The 14958-nt window shown below is 37.5% G+C and carries 11 protein-coding genes and 1 tRNA gene; 7 read left to right on the plus strand and 5 right to left on the minus strand.

Features of this window, described 5'->3' with window-relative positions; translation table 11 throughout:
* Positions 1-10: 10 nt before the first annotated feature.
* Complete coding sequence (locus ACST15_RS06315) at positions 11-1390, minus strand: capsule assembly Wzi family protein (protein WP_459453848.1); 1380 nt, start codon at positions 1388-1390, stop codon at positions 11-13.
* Positions 1391-1713: 323 nt separating this feature from the next.
* On the opposite strand from ACST15_RS06315, the gene ACST15_RS06320 reads away from it, so the two are divergent.
* The 4 genes from ACST15_RS06320 to ACST15_RS06335 all read left to right on the plus strand — a co-directional run bounded on the left by ACST15_RS06320 (position 1714) and on the right by ACST15_RS06335 (position 5412).
* Complete coding sequence (locus ACST15_RS06320) at positions 1714-1944, plus strand: acyl carrier protein (protein WP_459453849.1); 231 nt, start codon at positions 1714-1716, stop codon at positions 1942-1944.
* Positions 1923-3110, plus strand: coding sequence for a cytochrome P450 (locus ACST15_RS06325; RefSeq protein WP_459453850.1), 1188 nt, complete (start codon positions 1923-1925; stop codon positions 3108-3110). The genes ACST15_RS06320 and ACST15_RS06325 overlap by 22 nt, the downstream gene beginning before the upstream one ends.
* Position 3111: 1 nt before the next feature.
* Positions 3112-4482 (plus strand): MBOAT family O-acyltransferase, encoded by a 1371-nt coding sequence (locus tag ACST15_RS06330; RefSeq protein ID WP_459453851.1) that lies wholly within the window; start codon positions 3112-3114, stop codon positions 4480-4482.
* Between the two features lie 117 nt (positions 4483-4599).
* On the plus strand, positions 4600-5412 hold the full coding sequence (locus ACST15_RS06335; protein WP_459453852.1) for a hypothetical protein: 813 nt from the start codon (positions 4600-4602) through the stop codon (positions 5410-5412).
* 3 nt (positions 5413-5415) lie between these two features.
* Here the strand turns inward: ACST15_RS06335 and ACST15_RS06340 are convergent, their stop codons facing one another.
* The 3 genes from ACST15_RS06340 to lptB all read right to left on the minus strand — a co-directional run bounded on the left by ACST15_RS06340 (position 5416) and on the right by lptB (position 8815).
* On the minus strand, positions 5416-6825 hold the full coding sequence (locus tag ACST15_RS06340) for a capsule assembly Wzi family protein (protein ID WP_459453853.1): 1410 nt from the start codon (positions 6823-6825) through the stop codon (positions 5416-5418).
* Positions 6826-6909: 84 nt separating this feature from the next.
* Positions 6910-8037 (minus strand): trans-sulfuration enzyme family protein, encoded by a 1128-nt coding sequence (locus tag ACST15_RS06345; protein WP_459453854.1) that lies wholly within the window; start codon positions 8035-8037, stop codon positions 6910-6912.
* Positions 8038-8083: 46 nt separating this feature from the next.
* The gene (gene lptB / locus ACST15_RS06350; protein ID WP_223143362.1) at positions 8084-8815 is read right to left on the minus strand and encodes an LPS export ABC transporter ATP-binding protein; all 732 of its coding nucleotides are present in this window, start codon (positions 8813-8815) and stop codon (positions 8084-8086) included.
* A gap of 138 nt (positions 8816-8953) precedes the next feature.
* Here lptB and ACST15_RS06355 point away from each other — a divergent pair.
* From ACST15_RS06355 to ACST15_RS06365, 3 genes are all read left to right on the plus strand, one after another.
* Positions 8954-9026 (plus strand) — tRNA-Phe (locus ACST15_RS06355).
* A gap of 310 nt (positions 9027-9336) precedes the next feature.
* Positions 9337-10284, plus strand: a complete 948-nt coding sequence (locus tag ACST15_RS06360) for a sugar phosphate isomerase/epimerase family protein (RefSeq protein WP_459453855.1) — start codon at positions 9337-9339, stop codon at positions 10282-10284.
* Between the two features lie 8 nt (positions 10285-10292).
* The gene (locus ACST15_RS06365; RefSeq protein WP_459453856.1) at positions 10293-12710 is read left to right on the plus strand and encodes a glycoside hydrolase family 95 protein; all 2418 of its coding nucleotides are present in this window, start codon (positions 10293-10295) and stop codon (positions 12708-12710) included.
* Between the two features lie 276 nt (positions 12711-12986).
* Here the strand turns inward: ACST15_RS06365 and ACST15_RS06370 are convergent, their stop codons facing one another.
* Positions 12987-14954, minus strand: a complete 1968-nt coding sequence (locus ACST15_RS06370) for a TonB-dependent receptor plug domain-containing protein (protein ID WP_459453857.1) — start codon at positions 14952-14954, stop codon at positions 12987-12989.
* Positions 14955-14958 lie beyond the last annotated feature (4 nt).

Below are 14958 nucleotides of genomic sequence, written 5' to 3' on the forward strand. Positions count from 1 at the left end.
GGACAATTTATTAAAACAACAAATATTTTAAACCTATACTTATTCCCAACGTGTTTTCTACCCGTTTCCCTTGGTCATAAGCTAGCTGAAGTGTTCCACTGAATCGATCTGAAAATCTTTTTTGTAGCGAAATCATACCTGAAAATTGGGATATGAAATCTTTATCACTCAATCTTGGAGCCAAATGATTTCTTGGGCTAGCATAGAAAGAGTTTGAAATTCTTGTTTGCCAATGTAAGGTTTTTGTCATACTTCCTGAAAGACCTAGGTAAAGTGATTTTACAGCATTTAAAGTAAAATTAGATTCTCCGCCCTGTTTACTTTCACTATCAATGATAATCAATGGCGATCCAATTCCCTTTCCCCAATATTGCCAGCTTCCACGGCCATTGTTAAAATAGGATTCAACTTCTATTTGATGAGGATCTTTGATTTTTAAGAATTCAGCTAATCCTGAAACATAATTTCCTTGGTTGGCTGTATATAAATATTCTAAAGTAATTTTATCGACGAATCCACTAGATTTATTTTTAATGGAAATCCCAGTTAATCCATCATTAATTTGGGTCAAAGCAAATCCTCTACCTGTTTCATAGGCCGATTGTTTGTAGATCAAAATTTCCCAGCCTTTGGGTTGAAATTTTACAGCCAAATCAAAAGAGCCTAAATGGTTGCCAAATTGGTTGCCTAAATCATCATAAGTAGCCGTGGAGTCAGTTTTAACGAGTTCTCGATCCTTTAACACGGTAACTACATAAAAATAGGTATTTAATTTACTGGGATAGTAATCAGACTCTCCACCTGTTTTTACTTTGGCTTCCCCTCCCCACATTACTTGGTGGTTTAATCCAGCAAAAATATTGATAAAGCTTTCCGGTTTTCCGAATCGTCCATATAAACTTTTTTGGTGTAAATAACCATGGATAGTTGGACCTTGATTATCCATCCAGCCATGAGAAAATGTCATGTGTACTCCAAGCCACCCTTTAGCAAAGTTTATATAGTCTCTAGTTCCGATTTGAACTTTTGGTATTGGAACAGCATTGCCTGACCAAGCATAAAATCCTCCTGTTAGGCTAGAATCACCTAAACCATATATTTCTTTTCTCCTTCCAGCCCATAATTCCCATTTTCCTCGCCTTCCACTGATATAGGCTTGAGTTAACCAAAAATCATTTTGTTTGCCTCCCCATCCAGTGCCTTCTAGTTCATATTTCCAATCAGATTTATTCTGCAAATTATAATTTTTTCCCGACCATGCTTTAAGAATAGCCCCAGCGTTTTCCATGGGAACCTGACCATATTGTAAACTAAGTATCCAAAAGGGCGTAGTTCCTGCATTTGAAGCTAAAAGTTGAGTCTCAATGCGTGCATGAATGCTTGTATCCATTCGGCCCAATAATGGAGAATTTTGGAATAGTAAAATTCCCCCCAAAAGCAAAATGGATATGCTAGAAATAGTGTTTATTCTAAATGGGAGCATTTGGTTAATTATCCAAGTGTAATTTAAAATAAGACAATAATACGAGCAAAGTCAAAGATATAAGGGTCTAATTATTTAATGGTAATGCATGACTTTCCAAACGATGACCGATAAATCAATTCAGCTAAATCTAAGTCTTAAATTAAGATAGAATTACCTTTAAATTGAATTTAAGTGAAGTAATTGTTATAAATGATGTAAATTTGAAAATTAATTAGAAATAAAATTTAATGAATTTCAAGAATTGGATGATTACACAAATTGCCTCAGAGGCGTCTATCGCTGAGGAAGAGGTTGATTGTGATGTGCCATTTGAGCATTTTAATTTAGATTCCTTATCTATTGTGTCTATTTCTTTTGAAATGGAAAGTGTATTTCAATTGGAAAATGTCGATCCTTCCTTATTTTCGGAGTATAATACCATAAATAAACTCTGTGTATGGATGGAAAACCGCCAATAAAATGGAATCCATTTGCTCCTGATTATTTTACTGATCCCTATCCTATTTATGCGCTAAGTCGACAGCATAACCCTATCCAGAAAGACAGTTTTGGAAATATTTTGTTGTTTAGATACCGTGATGTTGCGCCCATCTTAGATTCGTTGGATTTTGAGGTGAGTAGTTTGGGCACTTATTTCGAGAGTAAAGAAAGTTATATTTTTAAGAATAGTTCAGCTTGCCCCTTTTTAGCCAAGACTACCAGTAAGTGGCTGATGTATTTGAATGGAGATATTCATCGGAAGTTGAGAATTGCTTTGGGAAGGGTATTATTCAGCTATGATTTTGATCGTTTAATTCAGGAGGCGGTACAGGATTGCATAAGCCATTTTGAAGATGATAAGGAATTAGATATTGTTGATTTTTCTAAATATTTCATCTTTCATATTTTAAAACAGTTTATTGGATTAAGGGATTTTGCAAGTCTGGAGAAAGTTGTTGAATTCTCTAATCTGGCGGCAAGAAGTCAGGATATATTTGTTTCAAAACAAATGTATCTTAAAATGAATGAATGTTTTATCGAGGGTAAAGGGCTATTTGCGGATTCAAATTTTAAGGCTAATTTGATCAAAGAGTTAGATGGATTTGAATTTGAAGAGGATGATTATTACTCTCTTTTGGCGGTGACATTAATGGCATTTTTTGAAACTTCCAAAGATAATTTAACCATCACTCTTTATACTATATTATCAAATCCCCATTTGAAAGAATTTGTAATTCGGGCTAATCAAAAAGAAATCAAGTTGTTAACGGAAGAGTGTATACGTTACGTTTCTCCCTTGCAATTTACTGTTAGAATTAATAAAAATGATGAGACTATTCAAGGTCAGCATTTTTCGGCAGGTACTCGATTTGTTTTGGGAGTAGCTAGTGCTAACCGTGATGAGGAAGTATTTGACTCTCCTGATGAAATTATTCCCAACAGAATGGTTAATCCACACCTGGCATTTGGAGCAGGAGCGCACCTTTGTTTAGGTGCGTTGATTGCTAGAAAAGAAATGGAATTTGGACTTAAACCTATGGTAGAGTTCCTCCAAAAATTTGAAATTGATTCAATACAACCTTTAGAATGGGGGAATCAAATATTCATGAGGACTTTAGAAAGTGCCAAGATTAAATTGAAATAAAATGGCGCAAATTGGACTTTTTTCTAGTGTCGTCTATTTGCTTATTGCTTTTAGTTCCATATTCATTTTTAGAATTCAAGTATGGAAATCCTTATTAATTAGTTCTATTCTCACACTTGGGATTTTCATGCCGCTTACCTTACTTTTTTTGTTATTGGGTACTGCTATTACCTTTCAAATAGGAATTAAAATTCAAACTTCAATTTATTGGAAAAGCATCGGCATCGGATTGCTCATTGGATTCTTGATTGTATATAAACTGAAAGAATCGTGGATTGATCACATGGATTCGCTTAACCTGAATTTTCGGGGAAATATGGAAATTTGGCAAATCGTGGGCTTAAGTTTTTTTGTTTTCAATGCGGTAAGTTATTTAATGGACATAAAAAAAAGATTTATTAAGCCGACAGATTCTTTCTTCAAATTAATGCTTTATTTGCTGTATTTCCCCACATTACATGCTGGCCCTTTACATCGGTTTACTTATTTGAAGAAACAGTTTGAACAAGCAAAAATCACAGAAGCATCATTTACGAATGGAATGAGGTTGATCCTGTGGGGTGTATTTAAAAACTTTGTTTTGGCACAGCGATTAAACCAGTTATTAATTTCACTCAATGGAAGTGAAATAGCGGGTTGGTGGACTTTGTTAATTGGCTTTGTCTTCTTCTTTTATTTGTATTTTAGCTTCAGTTCATTTGTTGATTTTTTCCAAGGAATTTCGGAAATCTTTGGTATTCGACTAAAAGATAATTTTCACAAGCGGGTTTATTTTTCTACGAACCGACATGAATTTTGGAAAGGGTGGCATATCACCTTAAATGAATGGTTTAGAGATTATTTTTTCTATTGGCAAATCAAGTTTACATTTTGGCGATCTAAGCCTTATCTACTTCTATTGTTAACCTATGTGCTTATTGGCTTATGGCATGGGATTAGCTGGCAATATCTTTTATGGGGATTGCTTAGTGGTTGCTGGATTATTCTAGAGAAGTTTGGGAGAATAAATGAAAAAATTAATCAAACTCAAATTTCAAAATTTGCTGGACTAGTATATCATTTATTTTTTTGTTCCATTTTAGCTGTGATTTTTATTTTCCCTAATTTTAGCCAGCTTTGGACTTTATGTTCCAAGGATAATTATTTACCTCTGGACATTTTGAAATTACACCAAAGGAATATGGGGATATTACTTTTCATGTTTATTCTGGTTGACATTATGCATATGCACGCTAGAGGCCTTCGTATGGATGAATATTTTGGAACAATGGTTACTTGGAAGCGACGGATACTCTATCTAGGTTTATGCTCCTTTATTATACTGTTTGGAGTTTTTTTAGGAGGGATAGACAATTACTATTTAAGATTTTAGATGCAGGCATTATTTAAGATAATATGTTGGGTCGGGATTTTAGGAATTTTGATTGGATTTGTTTTGCCGAAACTATCAGGCGAAAATCAAAATACTAAGGTTAAAGAACTTTCAAAAATGGCTTCAATAAAAAGTAATTCAAAAACCATATTTTTCATAGGTTCTAGTCGAGTAATGAGGAGCATAAATACACAATTATTGAATGATTCCTTGGATGAATGCGAATCTATCAATGTGGGGGTTTCAGGAAATAGTCTTGCTCAAAATTTGTACTTGGCCAATTATCTTAAAAACAAACCGGGGTTTAAAGTTTTATTTATTGAACTTTCGAGGTACAAGAAAAATCGTCCTAATTCTATCGTTGCCCAAACTCTGGGTTTAATCAATTATCCAGATTCTTACTATGAATTTATTCATGATTGTCCGAGTGTGACAAGAATTCTGAATAATTGGGAATCCGATGTGTGGGAATATCTAAATAATACACAGAGTATCATTAAGCAAATTCTTTCTCAAGAAAGGATATTGAAGTATCAAATGATTGGTTTTGCCCCAGTTTTTAATTCAAGTTATAGGAAAACTGATTCATTTATCTCCGAAAAAGATTTATTGGAATTTTCAAATGGGACTATTGACATGGAAGTCATGGGGAGGGTTCAAGAATTATTACATGGCCAGGTTAAAGGTAATTATCGGGTAATATTTTTGCTCCCCGTAACCACTATGGAAAAAAGTGAATTGAAATTTACCGTTCCTATCTTTCAAAATATTCCCATGAACAATAAATGGTATTACGATTCACCATTTATTCAAGCGATTTCTCACCCAAAATACTTAGCAGATAAAAATCATTTAAACTACCAAGGATCGGTCATATATACCCAAGGCTTACTTAAATACATTAAAGCCAATGAAAAATATTGGGAATAGAATTTATTGGAATCGATACTTCATTCCTAGCATGCCACCTAGCGTATTTTTGATTCGGTCGCCTTGGTCTACAGCAATCTGAATACTAAGTCCCAGTTTTTTATTGACTTGCTTTTGTAGATTCAAAGAGGCAGAAATTTGCTTTAAATAACTTTCTGGATTATTGGTTGGGATTACGGGATAGTCATACGAAGTGGATGAAAGCCTTGCCATCCAGTGAATTTGTTGAGGCAATGTCCCCCGAATTCCAACATACATGGACCTCACTGCATTATAAGCAAAACTTAGTCCGCCTCCTTGTTGACTTTCTTTGTCCATAATAATTAAAGGCGTACCTAATCCTCTTCCCGAGTAAATCCATCCATCTCGCCCACGCACATTTAGATAATTGACCATATTGGGGTAATCATGATCTTGTTTATTCAACAAGCTCCCTAATATAGACTGGTATGTACCTTGGTTTCCCGTATATAGGTATTCTAAACTTATACCTTCAATGATATTGGGTTCTTTCATGGTGAATGAAAGTCCGGTTAATCCATCATTAATGGTATTTAGTGACCAAATTCTATCTGATTCATAAGGGTTTTGGCGGTAAAGTAGGGCCGACATTTGGTCGTTTTGATATCGTATGCCCAAATCCAAACTTCCTAAATGATTGCCATATTTATTGTTCTCGTCATCATCAGGAAGTATTCCTTCCCCAGCGCCTAGAAGAACTTTAGTAAAGGCATTAAAATCTGAAGGATACACATCATAAAAGCCTCCCTTAGGATCTCGCCTACTACCTCCCCACTGCGCTTGGTGGTTGAATCCCACAAAAAGATTAAGACTTGAAATAGGTTGACCTAAACGAAAATAAAGAGATTTTTGATGAAGATAAGAATCGCCTATTGACCCTTGATTGTCAAACCAGCCATGGGCAAATTGGAAATTGATTCCCACCCAATCATGAAGTACGTTCACATAATTTCGGGTACCTACATGAACTTTAGGTAATGGAAGGGCATTGCCTGACCAGATGAAAAAACCAGCCGTCATCGTAGTGTCTCCTAAGCCAATAACTTCTCTTTTTGATCCCCCCCAAATTTCAAAGGCCCCTTTTTTTAGTCCAAGGTAAGCTTCTGATAATAAAAATTTGGATTCTTTACCCAGCCATCCAGTTCCTTCAATCTGGTACATCCAGTCAACATCTTTTTTGGGGCTGTACCATTTGCCATTCTTTATACGTATTATCCCAGTTGAATTTTCTACGGGAACGGTACCATATTGTAAACTTCTGGTCCAAAAAGGATTGGTACCATTGGTAGAACCAACCGCCCTAATATCTACAGAGGTATGACGTAAGGTATCTTTACCGATGTAAGGATTTGATAGGCCAATAAAAGAACTAAGTAGAAGAGAAAGAAGCATGTATAGAACAGTTTGTATCGATTTTGGATTACGAATCTATACCCTTAATTTACTAATATGCTCGAATAATCGAACATCATCTTTTTATAATTTATCCAACGCAACGCTTAAATCATCCCATAAATCGTCCACATGTTCTAAGCCAATGGACAAGCGCAATAAATTTCCAGGTGTGTTACTTTGCGGTCCCTCAATCGACTTGCGATGTTCAATCAAACTTTCCACACCTCCCAAGCTTGTCGCCTGTTGGAATAAAGCTAGGGTAGAAGCAAACGTTTGAGTCGCTTTTTCTGAGGCTTTTAGCTGAATGGCGATCATGCCACTTTGTCCGTTTGGCATTTGCTTCTTCGCCAATTCAAATTGTGGATGACTAGGAAGTCCAGGGTAATACACTTGTTCAATTGCAGGATGTTTTTCTAGTTTTTCTGCCAAAATGGCGGCATTTTTGCTATGCTCTTTCATCCTCAAGGGCAAAGTTTTTAGACCTCGGGCAAGCAAGTAACAATCCAGCGGATTGGGCGTAGCGCCCATTAAAATCTGTACTCGCTGAATTCTATGAGCCCATTCATCCTCTTTTTTTAGAATAATGGCACCGCCCAATATGTCAGAATGTCCGCCAATGTATTTGGTCGTCGCATGCATCACAATATCGGCGCCAAGGGCAATGGGGTTCTGTAAAATAGGACTGGCCAAGGTATTGTCTACACCTACTTTGATGCCTAATTTACTGGCGATTTGGCAGATTCCTTCGATGTCGCTGATACTTAACATGGGATTCGCTGGAGACTCCACCCAAATCAATTTGGTATTGGGCTGTATCGCCATTTGAACGGATGCCAGATCCGTCATGTCCACTTGGGATACCTGCAAACCCCAAGGACCCAAGATTTCTTCGGCTAATTTATAGCTCGCATAATAACCCACAGAAGGCATAAGTACATGATCTCCCGATTGTAGGCATTGGAATACGGCATTGACAGCCGCTAAACCTGACCCAAAGGCAAAGGCTCTAGCGCCACCTTCTAGTGCGGCCAAACCTTTTTCTAATACTTCGCGGTTGGGGCTTGAATTTCTAGCATACATGTGCCCTTTGGGATATGTTCCATCCTCTGAACGCTCAAATGTGGTACTTAAAAAGATGGGAGCAGCAATGGACGCCGCCGTTTCATCTTTTAAGTGGCTACTATGTATGGCTAGTGTTTCTTTTTTCATTTATATTGAAATTCTACATTCTACATCCCTAATCCCTAATAACTAATTAGTTTTTCTTTCTTAATTCGAAATTCTTACCCAGATACAGGCGACGAACTTGCTCATCATCGGCTAATTCTTGCGGGGTGCCGGCTTTCAGGATTCTGCCTTCAAACAACAAGTAGGCACGATCCGTAATGGAAAGAGTTTCATCCACATTGTGATCAGTGATTAGGATACCGATATTTCGGTATTTTAATTTGGCAACGATACTTTGAATTTCTTCTACCGCGATGGGGTCAACCCCAGCAAAGGGTTCATCTAATAGGATAAACTTGGGGTCTACGGCCAAAGCCCTCGCGATTTCTGTCCTTCTACGTTCTCCTCCTGATAGTACTTGACCTAAACTTTTTCGAACATGCGTTAAAGAAAATTCCTCTAAGAGTAATTCTGTTTTTTCTTTTTGTTCTGCTTTGGTCAAGGCAGTCATTTCTAGTACGGCCAGGATATTTTCTTCAACAGTCAAAGTTCTGAAAACAGAGGCTTCTTGGGCTAAATACCCAATTCCTAACCTAGCGCGCTTGTACATGGGTAGGTGAGTGACATCTAAATCATCCAACCATACTTTACCTTCATTGGGCTTAACTAAGCCTGTAGCGATGTAAAAAGAGGTTGTTTTTCCCGCACCATTAGGTCCTAAAAGTCCAACGATTTCTCCTTGGGCAACCTGATAGCTAATGTGGTCATTGACCAAACGTTGGCCATATTTTTTTACCAGATTTTCTGTTCTTAGGATCATATTTCAAAAATAGGGAAAAGAGTTGGGGTCAGCAAGCAGATTGCTCATTCCAAGCTTTTTCATTTTTTTTATTTGCGAGATTGCCATTTTTAAAAAATATTCCTACTTTTGCAATCCCGAAAGCAATCGGGCAATTGAGGTGGAGTAGCTCAGTTGGTAGAGCATCGGACTGAAAATCCGTGTGTCCCCGGTTCGAGTCCGGGCTCTACCACTTCAATTTTAGAAAGACCCTGACGAAAGTTGGGGTCTTTTTTTTATCTACATATTGGATTAGATTTGTTTCTGTTAGATTAGCTATTTATTTTAGGCTTTAGAGATTTGTCAACTCAGATTTGTTAACTCAGATTTGTCAACTTTTTAAAAGTTGACAAATCTTAATTGACAACCTTAATTGACAACCCTAATTGACAACCCACACAAACAAACCTTAATCGATAAACCTGAGTAGACAAATCTACCATTCATTTGTCAAATAGGTGCGCAAATAATATCACTAAACTGATTTTAACCTGGTAATTACTATGAAAATGAGTCGAAGGGACATATTGAAGGCCTCAAGTGCTACTGCTAGTTTGGGGCTATTGCCTCAGCTTTCTTCTGTCCAAAATACCCCCAACAAGAAAACCTTTCGTTTGAGTTTAAACCTAAGTACCATCATGGGTCAAAATTTAGGTTTTATCAAAGAATTAGAAGTGGCATCTCAAGCAGGCTTCCGATCTGTGGAAATTTGGATGCCGACCCTAGAAAAATACTTAGCTGGAGGAGGAACCATCGCGGATGCCAAAAAACGTATTTCCGACCTAGGGTTAAGTATTGAAAATGCAATTGGCTTTGCTCAATGGATAGTGGATGATTCAACAACCCGTAATAAAGGAATAGAGCAATTAAAAAGAGAAATGGCTTTATTGGCAGAATTAGGTTGTAAACGTACTGCTGCTCCTCCAATGGGAGCCACTTTAGAAGCAGGTTTAAACTTAAAAGCTGCCGCAGAACGTTACCGAACGATATTAGAATTGGGAGAACAAATGAATGTAATCCCTCAATTAGAAATGTGGGGCCATTCCAAAAATTTGCATCGGGTAGCTGATGTACTATTCGTAGCAGCAGAAAGTGGACATGCTAAAGCACGTTTATTGTTAGACGTATTTCATATTTATAAAGGAGGATCTAGCCATGAAAGTCTTCATTTGGTTGGAGAAAATTCCATTGAGATTTTTCATATCAATGACTATGTCACTACCATCAAGCCTGAACAAATAAAAGATGCAGATCGTATCTATGCAGGTGATGGGGAAGCTCCAATTGATAAAATTGTACATGCTCTAAAACCTAGTGCTCAGCCCGTAGTACTCTCCTTAGAATTATTTAATAAACAGCTTTACGCTCAAGATCCATTAGTTGTGGCAAAAACAGGGCTAGAGAAAATGAAGGCCGTGGTTCAACGAGTTAATGCCCAATATAAAGTTTAATCAAATTCATGAAAAAATTAAGTTTACTGCTAGCGCTTTTGTGTGGAATTACCTTTGGATCCATTGCGCTAAATCCCGCGAATCCTGCGCCTTCAAAAAAACTCAAGCTTTGGTATAATAAACCTGCCCAATATTTTGAAGAAGCGCTAGTTTTGGGAAATGGTCGAATTGGTGCAACTGTATACGGTGGCACAGAAACCGATAAGATTCATTTAAATGATATCACTCTTTGGTCAGGCGAGCCCATGGATCCTTATATGAATCCGCAAGCTTATAAACATCTTCCTGCCGTTCGAGAGGCGCTGAAAAACGAAAACTATAAACTGGCAGATTCTTTGGTTCGAAAATTACAAGGTAAATTTTCTGAGTCTTATGCCCCGCTTGGCGACTTATACATTGATTTCAAATCAAGTCCAGTAAAGAATTATTATCGAGAGTTGGATTTAGAAAAAGCAATTGCCTCCGTAAAATATGAAGCAGGAAATCAAACTATTTCTAAGGAGTATTTTGTATCCTCTCCTGACAAAATTTTAGTCATTCACTTGAAAAGTTCTCAAGCCAAAGGACTCAACTTTAGTGTTCGATTTGGTTCGCAATTAAAATATAAGTCGAAATCTACGATCAACCATTTGCATTTTCAAGGTGTGGCTCCTGTTCGAGCAGAACCTAATTATGTCAGAAAAAAAGGGAATCCCATCATTTTTAAAGAAAATCAAGGGACCCGTTTCTCCGCTGATGTCTTATTACAATCCACAGATGGACAAGTATCAAGAACGGATAGCACTGTCAGCCTAGCTAATGCCACAGAAGCCACCATTTTAGTTTCTTTGGCTACCAGCTTCAATGGCTTTGATAAAAACCCTAATAGCCAAGGTTTAAATGATGACGCGATTGCCCAAGAACAATTGCAAGTGGCCAGTCGAAAAACAGTCGTGGAAATGCGCGCTCGACATATTCAAGATTACCAACAATTTTTCAATCGAGTGAATCTCCGCTTGGGTGGAGAACAAGCCCCCGAACTACCTACAGATGACCGATTAAAAAGGTATGCCAAAGGTGAAAAAGACCCATATTTAGAGACTTTGTATTTTCAATTTGGTCGCTATTTGTTGATATCTAGTTCCAGAACTCCTGGTGTTCCAGCTAATTTACAAGGTTTATGGAATCCACACATCCAACCACCATGGAGTAGTAATTACACCATGAACATTAACGCAGAAGAGAATTATTGGCTTGCCGAGAATACGAATTTATCGGAGATGCATGTTCCTTTCTTAAGTTTCATTGAGAACCTAGAAAAAACGGGAAAAATCACGGCCAAAACATTTTATGATGCTCCAGGCTGGACAGTGCACCATAATTCTGACATCTGGGCGATGACAAATCCTGTAGGAGATTTTGGAAACGGTTCACCTAGTTGGGCTAACTGGTACATGGGTGGCGCTTGGGCAGCAACCCATTTATGGGAACATTATAGTTTTACTAAAGATCAAAAGTTCTTGAAAGAAAAGGCTTATCCCCTGATGAAAGGTGCAGCTGAATTTTGTTTGGCCATGCTAATTCAAGATAAGAATGGAAACTTAATTACTTCTCCATCCACTTCTCCAGAAAACCGCTACATCACACCTAGCGGATACCAAGGAGAAACAGTTTATGGAGGAGCTGCCGATTTGGCGATGATTCGTGAGCTTTTTCAAGACCTGATTGAGGCAGATAAAATTTTAAAACAAGACACGGCTTTCAGTCAACAGCTTCAGGATGCCATCAAGAAATTGTACCCTTATCAAGTGGGTAAAAAAGGGAACTTGCAAGAATGGTATTTTGACTGGGAAGATGTTGAACCTACTCACAGACATCAAAGTCACTTATTTGGACTATTTCCAGGAACCCATCTTACCGTGGAAAATACGCCTAAATTAACCGATGCCGCTAAAAGAACCTTGGAAATAAAAGGAGATGAAACAACGGGCTGGTCTAAAGGATGGCGGATTAATTTATGGGCTAGATTAAAAGACGGAAATCATGCCTATAAAATGTACCGTGAGTTGTTGAAGTATGTTGAACCCGACGGTGTTAAAATTGAGTATCGCCGTGGAGGTGGAACCTACCCGAATTTATTTGATGCTCATCCTCCTTTCCAAATAGACGGAAACTTTGGAGGAGCGGCCGCTGTAGCAGAGATGTTAGTACAATCCGACATGAATAAAATTTATCTTTTGCCTGCTATTTCAGACGAATGGAAAGTAGAAGGAGAGGTGAAAGGATTAAAAGCCAGAGGTGGATTTGAAATTGATATGGCCTGGAAAAATGGTAAAGTGGTACAATTATTCATCAAAGGTGTTCCAGGTGGTAAAACTTCATTATTTGTCAATGGAAAATCTCAGGAAATAAACATTGCTAAGGGGAAAAAAGTGAGAATATTGTAGGGAATGAAGAATGAAGAATGTAGAATGTAGAATGTAGAATGTAGAATGTAGAATGAAGAATGTAGAATGTAGAATGTAGAATGAAGAATGTAGATTTTTCCCTATTGTTCAGTTCTAGCAATAGTTGATTCTTTCCGCTTGCGGCTTTATTTAGTAGAATGTATATTTTGGGATTAGCTGGAAAATAGAAGTACTACACCTAGAGAGTATGTATACCCATAATAATTCTACATTCTACATTCTACATTCTACATTCTTCATTCTACATTCTTCATTCTAAAGAAATACCTGAAACTGTCCCCAGATGCTTCTACCTACGCCATTGATGCCAGAGCCATGCATGCGGTAATCTACATCACCTAAATTTTGAAGCTGAAGACTTAATTGCCAATGCTTACGTGAATAGGTTGTTTGTAAATTGACCACCCCCCAGCCCGCAGTACCTAAAGGATTCATCCGATTATCCGATTTATCACCGGTACTTAAGCGGTTTTGACTAAGGGCAAAAACATGTTCTATTTGGGAAGTAAATCGACCCGTTTGAATCAAATATTGAATAGATCCATGCAAGGGGGGGATTCGGCGCATAGGTTCATTTTGTGTCAAATTTTGACCAAAAACATAGGATAATTGTCCTTGTAAAGCACTTTTTGGATTGATTTTATATAATCCTGACCATTCTCCACCTGCTAAATAACTCTCTTCCACATTCCTTTTTTCGTAAACAGGATATCCTTGTATGACGGCAGATGTTTTCACGCGCGTAATTAAATTGCTTAGGCTAGTTCTAAAAACAGAAACTTGTTGACGAAAACGATAATTTTCAAATTTATAACCCATTTCCAAGTTTAAAGAGTACTCAGGTTTTAATTGGTAAGCGGGTTTTTCATACCTAAAATCAACAATTCCTAAGCTTCCTAAATCATCTAAATTAGGAGAACGAAATCCAGAACTACTAGATATAAAAATGGAAGAATTATGGCCTAAAAATCTACTTATCCCGGCAGTATAAACCATAGCTTGGTTTTGAACAATGCTTAAGCCTAAGGTGGTATCTGGTAAGGTGGCTTTGACTTGATGCCATCGTAAGCCTAACTCAATTTGGTAATGGGGAATTCGGATATGATGTAAAGAAAAAATGGAGCTCTGCTCATATTTCGATTGATCCGGATAAAGGCCTCTCAAAGGAGTGTTTTTTAGGGTATTTTGATTGATGTCGGCCCTTGAGCTTCCTACTCCATCATGGTATATTTCAAAACCTGAGGTAGAAGACCAATACTTGCTCCATTGGCTTTCAATATCGATACTCACACTTTGTGTATTCACTTGATCAGATTCAACCCGTAATATACTACTGCCATTTTTCTGTGCTCTTCGGTTTTCTAAACTAGACTGATAGGCTAAAGTTCCTATAATTTTTTTTGCCCAAGCTTGTTGGGTCGTAACAATTCCTTTCCAATAGACACGTTCATATTTTTGCTTTTCCATCTCATTAATGGCAAAGTTTTCCAAGACTATTTTATGATAAACGGGCACATTGGATTGAACCAATTGTTGGTGACCGATCTCCCATTCAAAAAATCTGCTTGCTTGATGCCTAAACTTTAACATGTATGAACCCTCTCGATAAGCACTTGGACTTTGTGCTCCTAATTGATTTCCGCGGATTAAATCACCAAATTTTTTACTAGATCCAGCAACCAATAATCCCCATTTTTTCTCACTATACATGATTTTTCCTTGATAGGAATTTTCCATGTCACTACTTGCCCAACGCGATTGTAAGTTAACTTGTAAAGAGGGATTCGAACTAAATTGTGGCCTTTGGCTATATAGATGAATAACTCCCGTTAAAGCATCTGAGCCATATTGCACTGCACCAGAACCCATGACACTTTCTACTTTTTCCAGCGTGAAGGGGTCAATGGTATTAAGGTATTGATTAGGCCCATACCGAAAAGTGGAATTATTAAATCTGATGCCATCAAGCATCAAAAGGGTTTGATTCCCCGTTAGTCCTCTCACGAACATAGAACCTCCTCCATGATTGGTTTTTTGAAGGAAAATGCCTGGCATATTCATTAAAAGCTCAGGACTAGTCCTGGCACTTTTTTGTTGGATTGAAGAATCTGTCCAAACTTGAATGGAATACGGTGATTTTAGGGCGTTTTGGGCGCTTCTACTGGCACTGACAACGATATTCTGTAAGGTGTCGCTAGCATTTTTTTGTGCAAATAGCGACACCCTT

The sequence above is a fragment of the Aquirufa sp. Wall-65K1 genome (genome assembly GCF_054558475.1).

Coding starts and splice junctions, on each gene's coding strand:
- ACST15_RS06325 (WP_459453850.1), top strand. CDS start 1,923: ATGGATGGAAAACCGCCAATAAAATGGAATCCATTTGCTCCTGATTAT.
- ACST15_RS06360 (WP_459453855.1), top strand. CDS start 9,337: ATGAAAATGAGTCGAAGGGACATATTGAAGGCCTCAAGTGCTACTGCT.
- ACST15_RS06345 (WP_459453854.1), bottom strand. CDS start 8,037: ATGAAAAAAGAAACACTAGCCATACATAGTAGCCACTTAAAAGATGAA.
- ACST15_RS06315 (WP_459453848.1), bottom strand. CDS start 1,390: ATGGATACAAGCATTCATGCACGCATTGAGACTCAACTTTTAGCTTCA.
- lptB (WP_223143362.1), bottom strand. CDS start 8,815: ATGATCCTAAGAACAGAAAATCTGGTAAAAAAATATGGCCAACGTTTG.
- ACST15_RS06340 (WP_459453853.1), bottom strand. CDS start 6,825: ATGCTTCTTTCTCTTCTACTTAGTTCTTTTATTGGCCTATCAAATCCT.
- ACST15_RS06330 (WP_459453851.1), top strand. CDS start 3,112: ATGGCGCAAATTGGACTTTTTTCTAGTGTCGTCTATTTGCTTATTGCT.
- ACST15_RS06335 (WP_459453852.1), top strand. CDS start 4,600: ATGGCTTCAATAAAAAGTAATTCAAAAACCATATTTTTCATAGGTTCT.
- ACST15_RS06320 (WP_459453849.1), top strand. CDS start 1,714: ATGAATTTCAAGAATTGGATGATTACACAAATTGCCTCAGAGGCGTCT.
- ACST15_RS06365 (WP_459453856.1), top strand. CDS start 10,293: ATGAAAAAATTAAGTTTACTGCTAGCGCTTTTGTGTGGAATTACCTTT.